The sequence below is a fragment of the Colidextribacter sp. OB.20 genome (assembly GCF_009911595.1).
In the GTDB taxonomy this organism is placed as follows: domain Bacteria; phylum Bacillota; class Clostridia; order Oscillospirales; family Oscillospiraceae; genus Lawsonibacter.
Map to the genome: position 1 here is coordinate 17,060 of NZ_QWKG01000043.1, position 18,736 is coordinate 35,795.

Sequence of the window (18,736 nt, forward strand, 5' to 3'; positions counted from 1 at the left end):
AAACTTAGCTGTAAATCAGCTCCGACATGATAACTTCCTCCGCCTGTGCCTTGCAGGTGTTCATCAGTCCCACCCACTTCATCTGATCGCTGGCTTTCAACTGCTCCGTGGCCCCCGCCGCCTTCGCCAACTGCGGCATCATCTGCTCCAGACGGCTGTTCGCCGCGTCCTCGATCTCCAACAGGTGGCTGAACAGGGTCCCGTTCAGCGTCAGGCGGTTGAACAGGCCCGGTCGATGCTCCTTCAGATACGTCCGGCGCATCCTCCCGTACTTGCCCAGGTCCCGGTCCGGCTGCTCCGGCAGGGCCAGATTGGGAATCAGGTAATCTCCCACTTGGGTGTAGGTCAGATTGTTCTCCATGTTCGGCGTTCCTTTCTGCGGATTTTTTCCGCTCATATTTTTTGATGGTGACTTCGATCTGCCGCAGCACCGTCTCGCTCCCCAGGCTGACCGCCGTACCCAGCTCCGTGATGGTGTCCTGGGTGTTGAAGTCAAAAATGCTCAGGAAATCCTCATGTTCAAAGTAGTTTTCCGGCTCCAGGCCGCAGCGGGACATGAGGGTATATGCGATGCTGACGGCGGCGGCGTTTCGGAACTGCGCTCCGATGTTGAACTCATCATACTCCTCCAAAAAGCTGCCGTCAACGATGCGGAGGATGTCCTGCTGGTGATCGTCCCAATATTCCGCCGCAAGCTGGGCGGCGATCTTCTCAAACTGTTCCACGAGGTCGCTGCCGGACACGTCAAACCGCTGCTCCAGCGCCGCCGATACCGTGTCCTGATATTCCTCCCGGTACTTCCACAGCTTGGGCCGGGTTTCCTCTCCGCCGCCGGTGTCAGCCACATCGAACACATAGCGCAGAAAGGGCCTGCTGCCGCTGTTGTCGATGATGGCGATACCCGTGGCTCCCCGCCGCACATACCGGCGCATCCGCTGGTTCCAGAAATCATATTCCGCGCAGGCGGTAGCGTTGGGCCGCTGGGCGTGAATCAGGAGCTGTTCGGGGTACGGATATTTCTAAAGATGTTGTCAAGGGGAAATGTAAGATTGAGTTTTTACCTTTTACTTTTTTATTCCTTCAAAGGCAACCGCCGCCACTCATACAGAGAGGCGGCGGTTATAACCAGCATTATTTTAGCATTACCTCCAGGTCACTCTTCGGTGTTGTGATCGGCGCAATGTGATAATGCTCTACCAGATACTGTAACACATTGGACGACAGGAACGCCGGAAGTGTAGGCCCCAAGCGGATATTTTGGATTCCCAGGTGTAAAAGCGTCAGCAGGATGCACACAGCCTTCTGCTCATACCAGGAGAGAACCATTGACAGCGGCAGATCATTTACACCACATGAAAAAGTCTCTGCCAGGGCCACAGCCACTTGGATGGCACTGTATGCGTCATTGCATTGTCCCATATCCATCAGGCGGGGAAGTCCGGCAACGGTGCCAAGATCCAGGTCATTGAACCGGTACTTGCCACAGGCAAGAGTAAGTACGATACTGTCAGGAGGTGTCTGCTTTACAAACTCAGTATAGTAGCTGCGTCCCGGCTTTGCTCCATCGCAGCCGCCAACCAGGAAGAAATGTTTGACCACTCCGCTTTTGACTGCTTTGACCACTTTGTCCGCAACGGACAAGACCGCGTGACGCCCAAAGCCGGTTGTGACGGTTCTTCCGCCATTGATACCAGTAAACTGCATGGCTGTGGGGTAGCCGCCCAGCTCCAAGGCTTTTTGGATTACCGGCGAGAAGTCCTTTTCCGGCCCAATGTGGGCCAGCCCCGGATATGCGACGGCTTCCGTCGTAAATACCCGGTCCGCATAGCTTGTTTTCGGCGGCATGAGGCAGTTTGTTGTAAAAAGGACCGGAGCGGGGATAGAAGCAAATTCCTTTTGCTGATTCTGCCAGGCAGTGCCGAAATTCCCTTTGAGATGGGGGTACTTTTTTAGTTCCGGATAACCGTGAGCCGGGAGCATTTCACCGTGGGTATAAATGTTGATGCCCTTGTCCTTGGTCTGCTCCAAGAGTTGTTTCAAATCAAAGAGGTCATGACCGGAAATGATAATAAACGGCCCTTTCTCTACAGTCAAACTTACTTCTGTTGGAACGGGATTGCCATAGGTTTCCGTATTAGCCTTATCCAGCAGTTCCATACATTTCAGGTTAACCGCCCCGACTTCCAGGACAATAGGAAGAAGTTCATCCATCCCCCAGTCCTCCATACCGACAGCAAAGAGGGCCTTATAAAAAAAGCGGTCTACTTCCGGGTCCGTATAGCCCAGGACAGCAGCGTGATACGCATAGGCGGCCATACCCCGGATGCCAAACAGAATCAGCGACTTCAGAGAGCGAATATCCTCCCCAGCAGTCCACAGATGCTCCATGTCATAGTCATCGTTCTTCCCGCAGGCTGAGGTACACTCATAGCAGAGAGGAACAATCTGCCGCTTTACCTCATCCACACGCCGGAGCAGAGCAGAAAGGGCCTCCTTGTCAAAATTCACATTCGTAATTGTCGCAAACAACCCTTCCCGCACAACCTGATTGGCGGCATGGCTAATCAGATGCCCATTTCCGTCTATGGTCCTTGCAAGGCCAATCAATTTCCCGGTAAGCTGATCCTGCATTTCAGCAATACCGGCCTGCTTGCCGCATACGCCAGAATTTCCAGTACAGCCTTTGCATCCCGCTGTCTGTTCACACTGGAAGCAAAACATTTTCTGTTCCATCACTGTTTCCTCCTATTATTATTCTAAAATTCTTCCGTCCGTAGAAATAGTCACCACATTCCACGGAATAAACTTCCCGCTCTCCTGCAAGGCCTGTTTGACCGCGTTTTCGATTCCGCCGCAACAGGGAACTTCCATTCGTACTATGGTTACGCTCTTGATGTCATTTCCAGAAATGATTTGCGTCAGCTTTTCAGCATAGTCCCCCTCGTCCAGCTTGGGGCAGCCGATGAGCGTCACATGGCCGCGGATGAACATATCGTGGAAATTGCCATAGGCATAGGCGGTACAATCTGCAGCGATGAGTAGCTTGGCACCGTTAAGGTATGGGGCGTTCACCGGCACCAGCTTAATCTGTACTGGCCATTGGGTCAGCTGGCTGGCGGCAGGCGTCTGTGCGGCAGGGGCAACGCAAGGATCCCGGTGAATCGTCTTTGCATTTGTTCCGGGACAGCCGCAGGGCAGAGGCGCGCTCTTCTGTTTAGCGGCCATCACAGCCGCATGGTCATAGGCGGGCGCTTCCCGCGTCTCAAAGCTGATTGCCTCCGTGGGGCAGGCGGGCAGGCAGTCACCCAGACCATCGCAGTAGTCCTCACGAGTGAGCCTCGCCTTACCGTCTACCATCTCAATAGCTCCCTCATGACAGGCAGCGGCACAGGCTCCGCATCCGTTACACTTTTCTTCATCAATATGAATTATTTTGCGAACCATAAAATTGTCCTTTCCGGTCAACTATATTTTTGAATCCCTGTTGACATCTTGGGATCAGTATAGTATGATTCACTTGTTTTGTATGTTGAAATTTCAACAGAGGGGACAAATCTGTGGAAAAATATTTTGAAGTATTGTGCATGTGTCCGCTGTTTCGGGATATTGCGCATTGGGAACTGACCAAGGCTCTACGTTGCCTCAACGCCAGGGTATTTTCCTTTGAAAAGGGAGAAGCCGTGATGAATGAAAGTGAACCAGCAAAATATGTGGGAATTGTCCTAACGGGCAGTTTCCAAATTGTTCGGACGGATTTCTTTGGTAATCGAAGCATGATTGCCAACCTTATTCCTGGTGAATTATTTGGGGAATCCTTCGCTTGTGCAGGGGTAGAGGTAGTCCCAGTTTCTGTGCTGGCATCGGAGGCTGCGGAGGTTATGCTGATTGACTGTTTGAAAATTAGTCATTCATGCAGTAATGCTTGTCAATTCCATCAACAGATGATTGACAATCTTCTTCAAATTGTTGCGGCAAAGAATTTGGTGCTTCACCAAAAAATCGAGGTCACATCCAAGCGCACGACACGTGAAAAGCTGATGGCGTATCTGATGCTTCAAGCTAAACAATTTGGCAGTCTGGAATTTGAAATACCATATGATCGCCAGGAGTTGGCAGATTATCTGGAAGTAGAGCGCAGTGGGTTGTCGGCGGAAATCGGAAAACTGCGTCGGCAAGGGGTCATTGAAGCAGACCGCAACAGATTCAAGATATACAAACCGTTTGATGTTTGAGGCATGAAAACATAGCGGTAGCAAGTAGCGGCAAGCAATGCGCCGGTATATACCGGCACTCGCTTGTTGGTGGCTGACGCCCCCAAGCCCCCGTAAGGACCGGCGCGGTCGCGCCGGTCCTTTTAAGCCGCCTTCGGCGTCTGCTGTTACCCGCAGGGAGAGAAAAATCTTCAACGCGCCCCCTGCTGGCGGTCACGATTTTTCTCTTTCTCTGTCACGCCCAAAATCCGCTCCACGTTGTTTTTTGCGGTGAGCAGTTCTATCATTTTTTCTCGCGCCTGCTTGTACTCCGGATACCGCTTTTTGTTCTCCGCTTTCAACATGGCATACTCCTGTTTCAGCGATTGCATAGACGGCAGCTTCTTCAAACCGAGGGAATCAAAGTACCGCTTTGCCGCTTGACAGGCCGTGATTTCGCTGCTATGCTGTTCATAAAATTTCTCTCTTTTTCTGCCCGTCAATTTCCGATATTGGATGTAAACTTCACGGGTCTTGGAGTACGTTCCGATGTGCTTTTGCAGTTCGGAAATGTCCTTCACCCTTGCATCAGCGGCTTTCGTCCGGTCAGCTAAATCGTTGAATTTCTGAACCGCCGCATTACAGGCTTTCTCCAATTCTCCAAGGTCCGTCAAATTGTTTTCCTGCAAGTATATGACCGTTTTTGCCATCTCTTTGAGATTGAAAATCTTTGCCCACCGCTCGAATCCGGGCGAGTTGGCCTGCTGCATTTTCGCTTGAATGTCAATCAGCAAATTGGGCTTGGACTTCACCGCCGCCTTTGCCCTTGGAGCGACAATCCGCTTGCCGGAAATGCGTTCCATAATTGCCGTTTCGGTGTAATCGTCACCAAGAGAATCGCAGCGGATGAACCGCTTACCGTTCGGAATTTTGAACGCCAGATGTTTGCCCCGCTTAACCTCCGCTCCCGCCGTTTTCATAGCGGCGAGGAAACTGTCAAAATCCTTGCAGCCTTGACCGAGGGCGGTGTCGATGATCTGCTCCAACTGCCCCCGGACGGTAGGCGGCTTACCCTCTCCCAGCCATGTGCCATAGCTGCCCCGGCTGGGCTTCGGCTCCGCAATCACCGACAGCCCGTTTTCCAGACACAGCATATCAGAGATTTTGCGAACCGCAAAGGAGGACCGCCAGAAGTTTCGGAATTTTCTGGTGCAGTCCAGAGCAGTGGAATTGAACACGATATGAGAGTGGATATGGTGCTTGTCCACATGGGTACAGACGATGAAAGCGTGTTTGCCCTTAGTCAGCGACATAGCAAGGTCATAGCCAATCTTGTTCGCCAGCTCCGGCGTGATCTCACCCGGCTTGAAGGACTGCCGCAGGTGGTAGGCGATCACATCATTCTCTTTTCGCTCCCTGCCGGTAATGGCGGCGTACTGCCGCTTGGAAAAAAGAAACTCCTGGTCAGCTATAGACGGATTGCATTGATAGGCCGATACCAAATCGCCGCCGTTGGTTTTCTCTGGATTCTCCACATAGTCTGTCACCCGGCCCAGGGCCTCCGCCACAGTCCGGCCTTTGCCGCTGTGTAAGGGCATCAGTCGTGTTGTTGCCATTTTCAAAACCTCCCCTCAAATGAAAAAGTGGTGGGCCGTAAAATGCGGCCCACCACCAGATTGTTATTTGATTTTTGATAGTTGCTCCAAAATGTTTCCGAAAAGCCCGCTGGCCTCCGTCAGCTTTGCGGTGATCTCGTCCACCTCATCAGGGTAGACCCCGCCGCCGGAATTGACCCGGCGGGCGATCTGATTCACATTGTTGGAGGTATGGCGCAGGAGCTTGGCACACTCGTCCAGCTCCTTGATTTGCAGATTGACGATGTAACCGTCAATGCACATTTTCCGAATGTAGGCGCTCATGTTCCGAACGCCCATCAGCGCCATTCTCTGTTCGATTAACTCCCGTTCCTCGTTCGTGACCTTGAAATAAATACCGCTGGTTTTCTCTTTCGCCATAGTCCTCCTTATCGCCGCTTCTGCCATACGAGGTCATAGCCGAGAGCGTCAGCCAACTCCACGGCCTCCTTGTAGCGCAGGGATTCCCGGCGCAGCTTGTCGGAGAGGTTGGGGACGCTGGGACTCCACCTGTACTGCTCCGCCAGCTTTTCCACCAGCTCGCTCATGGTGAAGCCCTCCCGGACAATGTAGGCTTTGATTTCGTTCCTGATATTCATAATCGTATCTCCTTCGATAATCGTATTCGCCATCCGGCGTAGAATTTGAAAGCGCCCCCAGCGGCCTGGGCAAGCTGTTCGCAATGCCCAGGTCACAGGAACGCATATCGAGTTTCAGCGTTCAGCGTGAAGTCATGGGTCACCGTGAAAACCAGCAGAGGACAACGTACCGTGTTCGCTGTCCAGCGTTGCGTGTTTCCATGAAAAATCGCAATTCTGACGCTGTTTTGTTCGCTGATTTCACATGGATTGAAATTTAGGACACAAAAAGGGCGGTCTGCTTGACGCAAACCGCCCTCCGGCACAGCATAGTCAATTTTGAGCCGCCGCCCGTTTCTTCTTTTCACGGGAGCGCCGGGAGTATTCCCGCTGCTTTTCCCGTTTCTTCCGCAACCGCTCCTGTTCCGCCAGCTCCTCCGGCGTAGGCTCCGGGAGCGGTACATCAAACTTACCGATGAACTTCAGATAAATGTCGACCTCCTGCATCCGCTCACCGCTGGACCTGTCCGGCGCGTGGACAACGATCTTATCCACGAACTCCAAGATCATCGGCGTGGTCAGCATAGAAAAATCAGTGTACCGCTTGACAAGCTCCAAAAATTGATCGGCCCGGTCCGTGTCGGCATTGAACGCATCCAACTCCGCCTGCTCATGCTTGATCGCGGCGTCCAATTCCTCCTGCTCACGCTCATAGCCGTCCGACAGCAGCTTAAACCGCTTCTCCGTCAAACTGCCCGTGGCAAAGGATTCATAGAGCTTCTTTATCAGCCCGTCCAGTTCTGCGGACCGTTTGCGGTCCCGGTTCAGCTTGCGTTTCAATTCCTTCGCGGCGTTGTCCTGCCGAAGCTGGGAGGCGGCGCGAATCTTCTCCACAAAGCCCTTTTCATCGGAGATCGCATAGGCGCTGACGGTTTTGATGGTATCCAGCAGTAGCGCCCGGACTGCCCTGGTGGTGATATAGTGGCTGCAACACTTCTGCTCTGACTGTTTGGCGGTCAGCATATAGGTGGAGCAGTTGTAGTTATCGCTGGGATAGAGGCCGCTGTCAGGGTCAGGTTCCCACCCCTCTTTCAGCGCCCTGCCTCTGCTTCGATGGTTATACATCCTGGCCCCGCACTCGGCGCAGAACAACAGCCCCGTCAGGGGATTGGCCTCGCCCGTGGTGTCCGTCCGGCGTACTGTCTGCCTTGACCTCTGGGCAAGTTTCCACGTCTCCGCATCCACAATGGCTTCATGGGTATTCTCAAAAATCAGCCATTCCTCCGGGGGACGCTTTATCATCTTCTTGTCCTTATAGGAGGGCTTGTAGGCGCGGAAATTGACCGTATGCCCTATGTACTCCGGCTTGGCAAGCATATCCGCAATCGTGTTGCCCGTCCAGTCATAGGGCCGGGACATATCCGTTTTGCGCTGGCACGTCCCCCGCCCCTGCCGGGCGAGGTAATAGGAGGGGCGCTCTACCTTATCCATCATCAAGATTTTGGCAATCGTCTGAGGGCCTTTTCCCTCCGCGCTCAAATGGAAAATGCGGCGCACAACATCTGCCGCTTCTTCGTCCACCAGCCAGTGGTGCTTTTCGTCCGGGTCCTTCTTAAACCCATAGGGAATCGTGTTGGTGACAGGCTTGCCGGACCGTCCACGCACCTGATACTGCGCTTTCTGTTTCCGGCTACAGTCCCGGACGTACCACTCATTCATGATGTTCAAAAAGGGCGCAAATTCCCCCGAATTGTGGTCAAAACTGTCCACACCGTTGGAAATAGCGATAAACCGAACACCCTTCTCCCTAAACAGGATTTCCGTATAAAATCCTGTTTGCAGGTAATCTCTCCCGACCCGGCTCATGTCCTTGGCGATCACGCAGCTGACCTTCCCGGCCTCAATGTCCGCCACAAGCCGTTTCCAACTGGGCCGCTCAAAATTGGCCCCGCTCCATCCGTCATCCGTGTAATGGACGCAATTTATGAAACCATGCTGGGCGGCGTAGCTTTCCAACATGGCCTTTTGATTCACGACCGAGTTGCTGTCCCCAATCAATTCATCGTCATGGGACAATCTCTCATATAATGCCGTGATTTTCTCCTGCTCCAACCGCTTCTCGCTCATAGCGAACTCCCTTCAAGCGGCTGGCTCGTTTGTGGTGTGCCTATTATACCACAGTCAGCACCGTTTGTCACGGCTTCGCGCTGAATTAAACGCAGAATTTTGTCATTGATTGTCTCCTGGGCGGTGTCGCTGAAATGAACTCTGACTTTGTAGGTAGTGGAACCGATGCGGCGGTAAATGGTGGCAGTTTTCGCCTCTGCTGGTTGAATTGTAGCTATATTGGCCTTCCTTTCTTGCGGTAGGACGCAACCCGTAGTATGATGGTGGTGGATGTTCCAGGCACACAGAAAGCCAGCCCCCGGCTGCGTAATGTCGTTTGCAGTCGAAAGCTGGCTTGAGTGCCTATGTACTTTTGTCGTGAAAGGACGTTAGTTTTCACAGCATCCAAATCATCCTCTCACTTATAGGAGAAAAACCGGGGGTATGGCGGAACCATTTTCAAAAAGGTTTAGAAAATTTCTTGGAGCGGCCCGGTTTGTTCGCCCATCTCTATTATACGGAGAAAACTGCCCAGACCGCAAAAATATGGCGATAATGCAAGATTTGACCGTCACTCTCGAAAAAATTGCAAAAATGCAAGATGAAATCAGAAGTGCAGAATGCACACTTGATTTTGGTGTAACGTGACCGACATTTTGTCGCTCACGTTTCTGACAAGCGAATACCATCGTTCTCCCAAGTATATTATGGGCGAAATCTAAAAAAACAGGCTAATGGCATGACAGTCCCATTTCAAAAAACATGACACCGCCCCTCGGATATACTTCGAGCGACAATTTGTCGCTCGAAGTTGTGCGGATATTGGTATCACCCCCTCCCATAGCACCGTCATTCACCACAAACGAGCAAGCCGCTATGTTGTATTAGGCGAAATCTCACATTCACCCTTTACAACATACATCTTTATAGAGACGCCCCGCCGTGGAGAGAAAGGCCGTCCATTCCTGATAGCTGCCGGTGATCTGGCGGGCGGCATGGTCGGCCATTTGTGCATAGGCTTGGAGCTTACTTGCCATAGGCAGGGTCCTCCGTCTCAAAGTCCGGGAACAGGTCCAGGGCGGCAAACTCCGCGTCGGTCATGCGTCCCAGCTTGGAAAGGGCGCTGTCCGTCAGCGTCCGCAGCTCGTCCTCGTCCGGCTCCAGATAGCCCCGCATCTCGGTGAGGGCGGCGATCACGCCCGCACGGGTGCCGGAACTGTTGTAAATACACACCAGATTCTGTTCCTCAAATGTAAAATCGTTCATTTCCTTACCGCTCCTTTTCCGCGCTCTTTTTGGGCGCTGTCTTTTTTCGTTCCTGGGCTGGCTGGTTTTTGAGCTGGGCCACAACGGATTTTTTCTTTTCCCGGTGGACAGCATCCGCCAAATCCGTCAGGGAAATGGTCTGTCCCGCCTTGACCTGGGCCTCCAGCTCGGCCACCGTGGGCTTCTGGCTGATGAAGTCCGTCAACTGCTCAAAGCCGAAGCTGTCGCAGTAATGGCAGGATACCACACCATCCCTTTTCAGCACAATGATGTCGCTGACGGATATAGAAGGGTGCTGAAAATCGGCGGGGTGGTCGTTGTTGAATTGATACCAGAGCTGATCCAGCGCCGCGTCCGCGCTGGCAAATGTGGACAGCGGGGCCGTGTAGACCAGATCATAATTGTCCCGTTCCACGGTGCAGCCCTTGGATTTCAGCCAGTCCAGGGATTCAAAGCGAATATCCCGCAGCGCATCATCGTCCCTGACCTGATAGATGGCGAAACAGTCCGCCACATGGTCCAGAAACGCTCTTTCGCGCTCCGGCTGGTGCTGCATCCTGTCCAGTACCGCCTGCCGGAAGTCCTGGCTTTCCTCCCATTCCTCGCGGGTGACGGCGAACATCATGCCCTCCGGCTGCTCCATGAGATCGTCCCGGTCAAAAACCATAGCGGGATTTTCGCCAGCCTCCACCATGTAGACGGTCAAATCCTGTTCCAGCAATTCCGCCGCTCGTTCCCTGGACAGGGGCAGCAGATCGCCGCCCGAATAACCGTAGTCCTGTTCCATTTCGTCAGCGGAAAAGGCCGGGTCCGGCAGGGGGTATTCGTCCAGAGTGGTGTCCCGCAAGGCTTCATCCGCCTGTGCCAGCGGTTCCGGGGCAGGCGGGGGCTGTTGTTCCACTTCTGCCGTGTCCGGCTGGGTGAAGCTGAACGGCTCCCCGGCGAACAACAGTTGCCCGACCTGCTCAAATTGTGCCAGCACGCCAACACGCAGGGCATCAAACTCGGCATAGTCCTCCATCGTAAAACAGCCCTGGGCCAGCAGCTCCGCCTGGGTAGCGGCATAGCTGCTCCCGGAGACAAAATCGAACATCACCGTATTATCGGAGAGGTACAGCAAGGACTTGTCCGCATTGAGGTAATGGCCGCGATTGTCATAGTGGTCGCGCCTGCCCATATATACCTTATCATCTGGCCCTACAAAAGCATCCAGCTCCGCGCCGTCCTTGGTTTTGTAATGACTGATTCTGGCTGTGCCGGGTTGGAAAAAATCATCCGGTTTCAATTCACCGGATTGCAGCTTTTTCAGAATACCGGCGCATTTATCAGCCGTGCCGAAAAACAGCACCCGATCCGGCTTTAAGGTCCCTTGCGCCGTTCTCTCATATGCCTGGATAAACTGCTGGTCGATTGCGCCAACAGTCCGGGGATTGGCCTCCATTTTGTAGACGTATTCTTTCAGCGGCACGGACTGAGCCAGCCCATCCAGCCGTTCCAACATAACCTTTGCCTCCGCCGCGCCGGTGTCCTGTTGGATGAACTGTTCCAGGGTGGCCCGGACAATGGATGGATTCACTTGCAGAGTACGGACCAGATTTGCCTTGGTCTGCTCCCGGTTGTCAGGGGGAAAATTCTTTTTGATAAGCCCCGCCTGATACAGATGGTCCAGCATATCCAGCATATCGCTGATGAACCGCTCCGGGGTGTCAGGCGGCAGCTCCGCCGCTGGCGCGTCCTGCGTCTGGACCAGCCCATCCAGCCTTGCCAGCAGCGTTTTGGCTTTTGTCAGGTCGGTAAGTATCAAGTCAGTATGTTCGATCAAATAGTTCAGCGGGCTGCGCACACCTTCAAAATAACCTTTCCGCATTTCAATCACAAGGTCAGCGATGGACTGCTCCCTGGGGTCCTGGGTAAACGGGTGTTTCAGAACTCCCTCCTGATGAAGCTGATCCATAAAATCGTATAAATCAGCGGCGAACTGCTCCAGGGTGTCGGGCGCGGCAGAGGGCGCGTCCTGTTCCGGCTGCTGGGCGGTCAGGTCAATGCCCTGTTCCTTGCAAATATCTTGAAAATGGCGGTCAATGCTGGTGATGAGGATATTGGCGGTCTTGGAGATAGTCTCCAGGCTGGCTTTCAGTTCCGGCAGGCTCTTGTCCTTGGACCATGTGGCGATGTAGCCCAGGCTGTTGGCGCTGGTTTCGATACCGTAATACTGGCAGACAGTGTAGGAAACGCTCTCCGCCTCCACTTCCTTGGTATTCTGGTCTTTCGGTTTGAGTTTTTCCGCCTGTTCCGTCCCGGCAGCGGCGGAAAGCCGCTCCTGCTCCCGGTTGTGGAGCATGGCGTGGGTGATCTCGTGGACGGCGGCGCACACCGTCTGCACCTGGCTCATGCCCTCCCGGATGGTAATGGTTTGATCTTCCAAATTCAGAAATCCATCCAGGCCCTCCCGCAGCGGCTTGAACTGCACTGGCACCGGGGAGGTGCGCCGAAGGGCCTCCATAAACGCCTCATACTGCTGCACATCCCCGGTCAGAGGGGCAACAAGGCTGGGGAGGGGCCTGCCCTCGGTCTGGCTCACATCAAACACCTTGACCGGGCGAAACAGGGGAATCTCGATTTCCCGTTCCTCCATGATAACATTCCCGTCATGGTCCAATACCGGCGCTCTGGTGTCCGGGTCCAGCTTCATTTCCTCAATGCGCTTTTTGAAGGGCGTGGGGGCGATAATGGTCAGGCCCTTCTCGCCCTTTTTCACATGGCGTCCAAATTGGTTTTTCCATTTGTTGAACCCGGCCACATGGGTGGCGCTGGGCATCTGCATATGGATGAGGATGGTATTGTTATAGGAATAGTTGTGAAACCGGGACATGGTGCGGAGATAGTCCGCAAATTTGTCGCTCTGAAACAGGTCTTGTATGCCAGCCTCAATCCCGGTGACGATTTCCTTGATCCGTTCCCGGTTGCTGGGCTTGTTATCTGCCACGGCAAAAATCTCCTTTCATAAAATGGCCCCGCACAGGAAACCGAAGCGTCCCATACGGGGCAAAATTCCGCAAGTAGAAGTTAATTTCAGCCCTCCGAGGGTAAAGTTACGTCCCTGGGCGGATTGGCGTTTTGAAAGCGTTGTGCCGCAAGGCTTCCCGGTCCTCTATTTGCGGAAGTGCGAGGCCGCTTTTGCTTTCCGCTCCCGGTCCCGTCTGCGGCGCTCCCTGGCGGCGCAGGCAGGGCAGTATTTCACCGCATTGGAGCGGGAAAAAATCGGTGCGCCGCAGATACAGCAGCGCTTGACAGGCCGTGCCGCCATGATCTCCCCGTGCAGCTCCTGGTCCGATGGCAGGACGGCGGCGCGGAAGTATTTGCAGATTAAGGTGTTGGAAATCATCTGCGGACAGGGGCAGGGGTCCCCATCGTCCAACAGGAGGCAGTTTCCGCCCTCGCAGTTGGCGCACAGGCGGCGGATGAGCTTTCTTGCCCGCCGGAACTGGCTGTCATCCATCCGGGGCAGCTTATCCATTGCCGAACACCAGCTTATAATTCGTCTTGGTCCCATCGTCCTCCAGCACCACCGTGGCATCATAGGTTTTCCCGGTTTTCTCCGAGAAACAGCCGGTGAGCTTTACCCGGCCCTTGTTCAGCAGGGCGGCGGCAACGGACTTGGTGAGCGTCTTTTTCTTGGCGGTGAAAAACTTGCTGTCTTTCCACAGGACAAAGCGGCACTCCCGGTTTTCACAGAAAAAGCCCTTTTTGCTTTCGGTCACAGCGCCGCCGCAGCGGGGGCAGGGGCCGACAGCCTCCTTGTCCGAGGGGAACAGCACCGCCGCGCCGGGGACAGGCCGGTACGTTTTCACCAGCTCATCCACCATAGCGGCGATCCCGGCCATGAAGTCCTCTGGGGACAGCTCCCCGCGCTCTACTTCTTCCAGCCGCTGTTCCCAATCGGCGGTGAGCAGGGGGGATTGCAGGACCTCCGGCAGAACAGTGACGAGAGAGCTGCCTGCCTGGGTGGGCAGGAGGCTGGTGATCTTCTTGGCTTTCTTCCGTTCCACAAGCCCGGTAGCCACCAGCTTTTCCAGGATGGCGGCGCGGGTGGCGGGGGTGCCGATGCCCTTCCGCTCCGCGTCCTCCGGCATTTCCCCAGCACCGGCGGTCTCCATACTCTGGAGGATAGTGTCCTCCGTAAAATGCTTGGGCGGGGTCGTTTTGCCCTCCTTCACCTGGACCGCATCCACCGCCAGCGACTGGCCCTCTGCCAGACCGTCCGGCAGAGCGGCGTCTTTGGAGGGGGCGGCATAGACCCGCCAGCCCATGTCCAGCACCGCTTTTCCTTTGGCGGTGAAGCGATGCCCGCCGCACTCCGCCGTCAGGCTGGTTTCGGCGTACCGATGGGGCGGGCAGACCGCCCGGAGCAGCCCCAGCGACACCAGCCGCAGGATTTCCCGCTCTCCCTGGGGGAGCGCGGCGAGGTCGGAATCGGCGGCGCTTTTGGTGGGGACAACGGCATGGTGGTCGGTGACGTTCTTACTGCTGCACACATGGGAGGCCAGCGCCGTCCCCAGTGCGTCCACCCCGCAGATCACAGCGGCGGCGGACACCAGACCAGGGACAGAACTTTCCATATCATCCGTCAGAAAGCGGCTGTCCGTCCGGGGATAAGTACACAGCTTCTTTTCATAGAGGGCCTGCAAATAGTCCAGCGTCTGCTGGGCGGTGTAGCCCAGGATGCGGTTGGCGTCCCGCTGGAGGGTGGTCAGGTCATAGAGGGCTGGGGCCTTTTCGGACTTCTCCCGGCGTTCCACCGTCTGGAGGATTCCTGTACTGCCCTCGCAGGCGGCGGCGATGGCGGCGGCGTCCTCCTTGCCGCTGATCCGCTCCCCGGTGAGGGTCATACCGCCGCAGGCCAGCTCCACCGTGTAGAACGGCACCGGCTCAAAGGCGGCGATCTCCGCCTCCCGCTGGGCGATGAGGGCCAGCGTGGGGGACATGACGCGCCCGATGTTCAGCGTCCGGCCATACAGCACCGAAAACAGCCGTGTGGCGTTGATGCCCACCAGCCAATCGGCCTTTTGACGGCAAAGGGCGGCTTGGTGCAGGCCGTCATAGTCGCTGCCAGGGTGGAGGTTGTCAAAGCCCTCCCGGATGGCGCTGTCCTCCATGCTGGAAATCCACAGCCGTTTCATGGGCTTGGTACAGCCCGCCAGATGGTAGGCGGTGCGGAAGATCAGTTCCCCCTCGCGCCCGGCGTCGCAGGCGTTCACCACCTCCGACACATCCTCCCGGCGCAGCAGCGTCCGCAGGATGTCGAACTGCTCCCGTTTATCCTTGCCGATAGTGAACCGCCAGTTTTCCGGCAGGATGGGCAGGTCCTCCCGCCGCCACTTGTCATAGTCGGGATTGTAAACGGCAGGCTCGGCCAGCCCCGCCAGATGGCCGATACACCAGCTTACCAGCCAGCCGCCACCCTCCATGTGGCCCTCCTTCCGGGCTGTGGCCCCCAGCACCTTGGCGATGCTCATAGCAACCGAGGGCTTCTCCGCAATTACAAGGCGATACATAAAATCACGCTCCTATCAAATTTCAGAATATTGGGTTGAATTTTCGAGGCAATAATGATAGAATACTATCAGAATCATAGAAGGAGGCCGCGCCATGATTATTAAACCATCAACCGCTTTGCGAAACGATTACGGTTCTATTTCCGATTTAGCACATAAAGAAGATATACCCATCTACATTACCAAAAATGGAGAGGGTGATTTAGTGATTATGAGCATAGATGCTTTTGAGCGCCGCGAGGAGGTTTTGAAACTGCGGGCAAAGCTGGCGGCTGCGGAACAGTCCCGGTTATCTGGACAGCCTGCCGTTTCCATAGAAGAATCTCGTAAGCGTTTGGAGGAAATCTATGGACAAAACGTATAACCTGGACATTCTCCCTCCCGCTCAAGCGGAATTGGAAGAAATTGCGCGGGTACATATGGCACTTTCCGGGGCGCAGTCAGCCCGCAGAATAACGGATAAAATTTACGATGCGATGGAACAGTTGATGTGTTTTCCGTTATCCGGGCCACCGATCCGGGATGATCTGTTAAGCGCTGCCGGGTATCGCTACATTCTGGCGAGCAAATATTTGATTATTTACCGCCTGCTGGGAGATACCATAGTGATTTACCATATCGCTCATGGCGCAACAGACTATCCCAAATTGCTTAAAACCTCGTTTTTTGAATGACAAGCGGCCCCGCAAATTGAAGCGGGGCCGCTTGTTTGTTCGATTGATATTGTTACCGGGACCGGGCGCGGTCCGGGTCCGGGATGGGAGGTATCACCTCCACACCCCGGTAGCAGGGCAGGACGCAGCTCTCGCCGCAGCGTTTACAGCCGTGACAGGGGTGATCCTTGGGCGGCGCTGGCTTGGCCCGCTGCTCCTGCCGGGGCGGAGGGGCCTGCATCATCAGACGTTCCAGGGGATTGGATGTGAAATATCTCATTCGTCCTCCTCATCCTCTGCGCCGCTGTCCTCATACTCGTCCTCATCGCCGTAATCGTAGTCCTCCAGGTCGGCGCTGCCCTTGGTATCGGGCTTTTTCTTCTTGAATTTCAAGATGTAGACCGCGCCGCCGCCAGCCAGGGCCACCGCCAGCACCACAGTCAGCATCCCATTGACATTGATGCCGCCTTTCTTCTCCGGCTCCGGGTCAGGCTCGGTGTCAGTTTCTGCCGGGTCCTCCTTCTTTTCCGGCTCCGGTTCTTTGCCTGCGCACTCGGTCATGTTGACAGAGCAGACCGGGCAGGCGGTATTGACCGCCCCGGCGTGGCATTTGTCGGTGCAGATGCAGGCGGCGGGTTCGCCCTGCTCCACCAGCGCCGCCAGATCAGCTTCATCCACTTTGTTTAGAAAATACGTCTTGTACTGTTCCTCATCCTCGTTCACCGGGGCGTCATAGTCGATCAGAATGTAAAAAATATTCCCGTCCCGGCCCTCCACGGTGATAAACTGCTTATGAGTGTCTTTGCTGTAAAGCAGATCGCGGGTGAAAAACTCGCTGTCCACGGACAGCGGTTCCCCCTGCTGGGGCTGTTGGCCGGTGGCAGGCTGGCCTGTCTGCTGATCCGTCTGCGGGGTGTCCTGGGGCGGCGTGGAATCCTGGCTCCAGTATTCCAGCACCTTGTCACTGCCGTCCTCCGGCCCGCCGCCAGCAAAGGCGGTGACAGGGAGGACGGAGAAGCACAGCATCAGCGCCAGCACCATAGACAGGATGCGCCGCTTAGACGTTCTCATGGCTGCTGTCCCCCTCTCCCACCGGCGCACCGGGCTGGGCGTTGTGAATGAGCGCGGCAAGCTGGTCCGGGTCCAGGCCCATGCTCCGTACAAGGCCGATGATGTCCAGGTTTTCCAGCTCGGTGCGCTGCTTTGCCAGTTCCTCCTGCCGCGCTTGCAGCTCGGTAATCTTGGCGGCGTTTTTCTCATATTCCGTGTTGATTTTCTTGATCTTCGGGTTCATAAAAATCCCTCCTTTTATGGTTCTGGAAGTCTGCCGTAGCAGTAAAAGTGAGCTTGCCAGTAGGATGTATTGAGGTTGGCGTAGGAGATCGGGGACCCACAGTGGATCATCATTCCATTGCCCACATAGATGCCACAGTGGGTCACGCCGTCCGGGTTGGGCGCGTCATAGGTGTACTTGAAAAACACCAGATCGCCGGGGCGGGCATTGGCAGGGGAAACCGGGGTACAGACATTGCAAAGGCCCTGCGCCCCCAGCCGCCCATAATTCCAGCCGGAGTGATTGATGACCCAGGACACAAAGCCGGAGCAATCGAAAGAGGTAGACGGGCTGCTGCCGCCCCAAACATAGGGATAGCCAAGATATTTCTCGGCTTCAGCCAGCATCGCCGCAAAAATCTCATCCTCCAAAGCCTCCGGGGGAACATCGTAGTCCAGATAGTCCTGCCGCTGGGATGCGTTGGGATATTCGCTGGCGGGGAACAGGTCAGGCCAGTTGCCCAGGGTGGCAATATACACGGCATAAATGCTCATCCCTTCCTCGTCCAGCAGATAGACAGGCAGATGGGACAGGTCAAAGTTGTCCAGCGTCACCGTACAGATGGAGTATTCATACGGTTCGTCATCCTTATCATAGCGGGTCTCCACCGTCACCGTTTCCGTGAGGGTGTACTGACGCTCAAAGAGCATTTCCAGGGTTCCCTGCACCTGTTCCAGCGTCCAGCCGCCCCGGTGGTAAGCGTTGAGCAGCGCCATCAGCACATAGGGGTCATGGCCGATCTCGTCCAGGTCATAGCTGTATTCGTTATAGTCATGGGTACTCTCATAGCTGTCCAGATAGCTTTGCAGCTCGTTTTCCATCCCGGCGTAAGCCGCCTCCGCTCCCAGCATGGCATCATCACTTGAGGGGTGGGTGGAGCCGCCCAGCACAGACATGACGCCCTCCGCCAGCATGGAGCAGGAGGACATCCCATTGAGAAATATGGACACCACCAGAAACAGGGCGATCACAATGAGAAAGCCCTTTTTGTGTTTCCAAACGAATTGATGGACCTTTGCACTCTTTTCCGCCGCACGTCTCGCGGCTTTCGCCGCGTTCTCCATTGTGGCGGTAACGCTCTCTCCGGCCCGCACCGAGGCGGCATACTGTTTTTTGATTGCCCGCTTCTGCTGCCAGCGGGAGACGGGATTGCTGGTGAGCTGAGGATTGTCCTGGAGATGTTTCTGGTAAAGGGCGTTTACGTTGGCCTTTTCCATCTTCATTTTTGCCTTTGCCGCCTCCCGGTAGGGGCGCAGCTTTTGAGAGCGGTAGGAGTGCGCCGCCAGCCGCACACCGCCCTCGGCGGATTCCTCCAGCCGGTGGGCGCTCTCTACGCCCACATTGTCGTAAGCGTAAAATGTACCACCGCATATACAAGGGAATAGGAGAATGCAGATAATAGTCCCGAGAGGTCTTGAGAA

The 18,736-nt window shown here is 55.2% G+C and carries 22 protein-coding genes; 5 read left to right on the forward strand and 17 right to left on the reverse strand.

Features of this window, described 5'->3' with window-relative positions; translation table 11 throughout:
• Positions 1-4: 4 nt before the first annotated feature.
• The gene (locus tag D1641_RS11480; protein WP_160665803.1) at positions 5-361 is read right to left on the reverse strand and encodes a TnpV protein; all 357 of its coding nucleotides are present in this window, start codon (positions 359-361) and stop codon (positions 5-7) included.
• On the opposite strand from D1641_RS11480, the gene D1641_RS11485 reads away from it, so the two are divergent.
• On the forward strand, positions 351-1,172 hold the full coding sequence (locus D1641_RS11485) for a hypothetical protein (RefSeq protein WP_160665805.1): 822 nt from the start codon (positions 351-353) through the stop codon (positions 1,170-1,172). The genes D1641_RS11480 and D1641_RS11485 overlap by 11 nt on opposite strands.
• Here the strand turns inward: D1641_RS11485 and hcp are convergent.
• Together hcp and D1641_RS11495 are read right to left on the reverse strand one after the other, a co-directional pair.
• On the reverse strand, positions 1,132-2,733 hold the full coding sequence (gene hcp, locus D1641_RS11490; RefSeq protein WP_201757339.1) for a hydroxylamine reductase: 1,602 nt from the start codon (positions 2,731-2,733) through the stop codon (positions 1,132-1,134). The genes D1641_RS11485 and hcp overlap by 41 nt on opposite strands.
• An 18-nt stretch (positions 2,734-2,751) precedes the next feature.
• On the reverse strand, positions 2,752-3,444 hold the full coding sequence (locus D1641_RS11495; protein ID WP_160665807.1) for a 4Fe-4S binding protein: 693 nt from the start codon (positions 3,442-3,444) through the stop codon (positions 2,752-2,754).
• A 113-nt stretch (positions 3,445-3,557) separates the two neighbouring features.
• Between D1641_RS11495 and D1641_RS11500 the strand changes: the two genes are divergently transcribed.
• Positions 3,558-4,232 (forward strand): Crp/Fnr family transcriptional regulator, encoded by a 675-nt coding sequence (locus D1641_RS11500; RefSeq protein WP_160665809.1) that lies wholly within the window; start codon positions 3,558-3,560, stop codon positions 4,230-4,232.
• Between the two features lie 170 nt (positions 4,233-4,402).
• Here D1641_RS11500 and D1641_RS11505 read toward each other — a convergent pair whose 3' ends face one another.
• The 5 genes from D1641_RS11505 to D1641_RS19705 all read right to left on the reverse strand — a co-directional run bounded on the left by D1641_RS11505 (position 4,403) and on the right by D1641_RS19705 (position 8,840).
• A complete protein-coding gene (locus D1641_RS11505) occupies positions 4,403-5,806 on the reverse strand; it encodes a relaxase/mobilization nuclease domain-containing protein (RefSeq protein WP_160665811.1) in 1,404 nt (467 codons plus the stop codon).
• A gap of 63 nt (positions 5,807-5,869) precedes the next feature.
• Positions 5,870-6,205 (reverse strand): plasmid mobilization relaxosome protein MobC, encoded by a 336-nt coding sequence (mobC, locus tag D1641_RS11510; RefSeq protein ID WP_160665813.1) that lies wholly within the window; start codon positions 6,203-6,205, stop codon positions 5,870-5,872.
• An 8-nt stretch (positions 6,206-6,213) separates the two neighbouring features.
• A complete protein-coding gene (locus tag D1641_RS11515; protein ID WP_201757340.1) occupies positions 6,214-6,423 on the reverse strand; it encodes an LLM class flavin-dependent oxidoreductase in 210 nt (69 codons plus the stop codon).
• Between the two features lie 312 nt (positions 6,424-6,735).
• A complete protein-coding gene (locus D1641_RS11520) occupies positions 6,736-8,529 on the reverse strand; it encodes a recombinase family protein (protein WP_160665815.1) in 1,794 nt (597 codons plus the stop codon).
• Complete coding sequence (locus tag D1641_RS19705; RefSeq protein ID WP_347707424.1) at positions 8,526-8,840, reverse strand: transposon-encoded TnpW family protein; 315 nt, start codon at positions 8,838-8,840, stop codon at positions 8,526-8,528. The genes D1641_RS11520 and D1641_RS19705 overlap by 4 nt, the downstream gene beginning before the upstream one ends.
• Positions 8,841-8,952: 112 nt before the next feature.
• Here D1641_RS19705 and D1641_RS11530 point away from each other — a divergent pair, with 112 nt between their 5' ends.
• Positions 8,953-9,156: a hypothetical protein gene (locus tag D1641_RS11530; RefSeq protein WP_160665817.1), complete on the forward strand. Its 204-nt coding sequence runs from the start codon at positions 8,953-8,955 to the stop codon at positions 9,154-9,156.
• A 254-nt stretch (positions 9,157-9,410) separates the two neighbouring features.
• Here the strand turns inward: D1641_RS11530 and D1641_RS19710 are convergent, their stop codons facing one another.
• The 5 genes from D1641_RS19710 to topB form a co-directional block, all read right to left on the reverse strand.
• Positions 9,411-9,545 (reverse strand): hypothetical protein, encoded by a 135-nt coding sequence (locus tag D1641_RS19710; protein ID WP_279285683.1) that lies wholly within the window; start codon positions 9,543-9,545, stop codon positions 9,411-9,413.
• Entirely contained in the window at positions 9,535-9,774 is a 240-nt protein-coding gene (locus D1641_RS11535; RefSeq protein ID WP_120428659.1) for a transposon-transfer assisting family protein, read from the reverse strand. The genes D1641_RS19710 and D1641_RS11535 overlap by 11 nt, the downstream gene beginning before the upstream one ends.
• Before the next feature lie 4 nt (positions 9,775-9,778).
• The gene (locus tag D1641_RS19460) at positions 9,779-12,760 is read right to left on the reverse strand and encodes a YodL domain-containing protein (RefSeq protein ID WP_347707423.1); all 2,982 of its coding nucleotides are present in this window, start codon (positions 12,758-12,760) and stop codon (positions 9,779-9,781) included.
• A gap of 165 nt (positions 12,761-12,925) precedes the next feature.
• Entirely contained in the window at positions 12,926-13,291 is a 366-nt protein-coding gene (locus D1641_RS11550) for a cysteine-rich VLP domain-containing protein (protein WP_160665819.1), read from the reverse strand.
• Positions 13,284-15,329 carry a DNA topoisomerase III gene (topB, locus tag D1641_RS11555; RefSeq protein WP_160665821.1) on the reverse strand — a complete coding sequence of 682 codons (2,046 nt, stop codon included), beginning with the start codon at positions 15,327-15,329 and terminating at the stop codon, positions 13,284-13,286. Before topB ends, D1641_RS11550 begins: the two co-directional genes overlap by 8 nt.
• A 94-nt stretch (positions 15,330-15,423) precedes the next feature.
• Between topB and D1641_RS11560 the strand changes: the two genes are divergently transcribed.
• Both D1641_RS11560 and D1641_RS11565 read left to right on the forward strand, forming a co-directional pair.
• Entirely contained in the window at positions 15,424-15,693 is a 270-nt protein-coding gene (locus D1641_RS11560) for a type II toxin-antitoxin system Phd/YefM family antitoxin (protein WP_160665823.1), read from the forward strand.
• The gene (locus D1641_RS11565; protein ID WP_160665825.1) at positions 15,677-16,003 is read left to right on the forward strand and encodes a type II toxin-antitoxin system RelE/ParE family toxin; all 327 of its coding nucleotides are present in this window, start codon (positions 15,677-15,679) and stop codon (positions 16,001-16,003) included. Before D1641_RS11560 ends, D1641_RS11565 begins: the two co-directional genes overlap by 17 nt.
• A gap of 52 nt (positions 16,004-16,055) precedes the next feature.
• Here D1641_RS11565 and D1641_RS11570 read toward each other — a convergent pair whose 3' ends face one another.
• The 4 genes from D1641_RS11570 to D1641_RS11585 form a co-directional block, all read right to left on the reverse strand.
• Positions 16,056-16,262: a hypothetical protein gene (locus tag D1641_RS11570; RefSeq protein ID WP_160665827.1), complete on the reverse strand. Its 207-nt coding sequence runs from the start codon at positions 16,260-16,262 to the stop codon at positions 16,056-16,058.
• Positions 16,259-17,053, reverse strand: coding sequence for a DUF4366 domain-containing protein (locus D1641_RS11575; protein ID WP_160665829.1), 795 nt, complete (start codon positions 17,051-17,053; stop codon positions 16,259-16,261). The genes D1641_RS11570 and D1641_RS11575 overlap by 4 nt, the downstream gene beginning before the upstream one ends.
• Positions 17,040-17,276, reverse strand: a complete 237-nt coding sequence (locus D1641_RS11580; protein WP_160266874.1) for a DUF4315 family protein — start codon at positions 17,274-17,276, stop codon at positions 17,040-17,042. Before D1641_RS11580 ends, D1641_RS11575 begins: the two co-directional genes overlap by 14 nt.
• Before the next feature lie 14 nt (positions 17,277-17,290).
• The coding region (locus D1641_RS11585) for a C40 family peptidase (protein WP_160665831.1) at positions 17,291-18,736 on the reverse strand (1,446 nt) is incomplete at its 5' end.

What these genes read in the sequence shown, in the direction of transcription:
- mobC (WP_160665813.1), bottom strand. Translation starts at nt 6,205, where the DNA reads ATGGCGAAAGAGAAAACCAGCGGTATTTATTTCAAGGTCACGAACGAG.
- D1641_RS11515 (WP_201757340.1), bottom strand. Translation starts at nt 6,423, where the DNA reads ATGAATATCAGGAACGAAATCAAAGCCTACATTGTCCGGGAGGGCTTC.
- D1641_RS11550 (WP_160665819.1), bottom strand. Translation starts at nt 13,291, where the DNA reads ATGGATAAGCTGCCCCGGATGGATGACAGCCAGTTCCGGCGGGCAAGA.
- D1641_RS19710 (WP_279285683.1), bottom strand. Translation starts at nt 9,545, where the DNA reads ATGGCAAGTAAGCTCCAAGCCTATGCACAAATGGCCGACCATGCCGCC.
- D1641_RS11495 (WP_160665807.1), bottom strand. Translation starts at nt 3,444, where the DNA reads ATGGTTCGCAAAATAATTCATATTGATGAAGAAAAGTGTAACGGATGC.
- D1641_RS11565 (WP_160665825.1), top strand. Translation starts at nt 15,677, where the DNA reads ATGGACAAAACGTATAACCTGGACATTCTCCCTCCCGCTCAAGCGGAA.
- D1641_RS11570 (WP_160665827.1), bottom strand. Translation starts at nt 16,262, where the DNA reads ATGAGATATTTCACATCCAATCCCCTGGAACGTCTGATGATGCAGGCC.
- D1641_RS11535 (WP_120428659.1), bottom strand. Translation starts at nt 9,774, where the DNA reads ATGAACGATTTTACATTTGAGGAACAGAATCTGGTGTGTATTTACAAC.
- D1641_RS11480 (WP_160665803.1), bottom strand. Translation starts at nt 361, where the DNA reads ATGGAGAACAATCTGACCTACACCCAAGTGGGAGATTACCTGATTCCC.
- D1641_RS11575 (WP_160665829.1), bottom strand. Translation starts at nt 17,053, where the DNA reads ATGAGAACGTCTAAGCGGCGCATCCTGTCTATGGTGCTGGCGCTGATG.
- D1641_RS11520 (WP_160665815.1), bottom strand. Translation starts at nt 8,529, where the DNA reads ATGAGCGAGAAGCGGTTGGAGCAGGAGAAAATCACGGCATTATATGAG.
- D1641_RS11530 (WP_160665817.1), top strand. Translation starts at nt 8,953, where the DNA reads ATGGCGGAACCATTTTCAAAAAGGTTTAGAAAATTTCTTGGAGCGGCC.
- D1641_RS11560 (WP_160665823.1), top strand. Translation starts at nt 15,424, where the DNA reads ATGATTATTAAACCATCAACCGCTTTGCGAAACGATTACGGTTCTATT.
- hcp (WP_201757339.1), bottom strand. Translation starts at nt 2,733, where the DNA reads ATGGAACAGAAAATGTTTTGCTTCCAGTGTGAACAGACAGCGGGATGC.
- topB (WP_160665821.1), bottom strand. Translation starts at nt 15,329, where the DNA reads ATGTATCGCCTTGTAATTGCGGAGAAGCCCTCGGTTGCTATGAGCATC.
- D1641_RS11580 (WP_160266874.1), bottom strand. Translation starts at nt 17,276, where the DNA reads ATGAACCCGAAGATCAAGAAAATCAACACGGAATATGAGAAAAACGCC.
- D1641_RS11505 (WP_160665811.1), bottom strand. Translation starts at nt 5,806, where the DNA reads ATGGCAACAACACGACTGATGCCCTTACACAGCGGCAAAGGCCGGACT.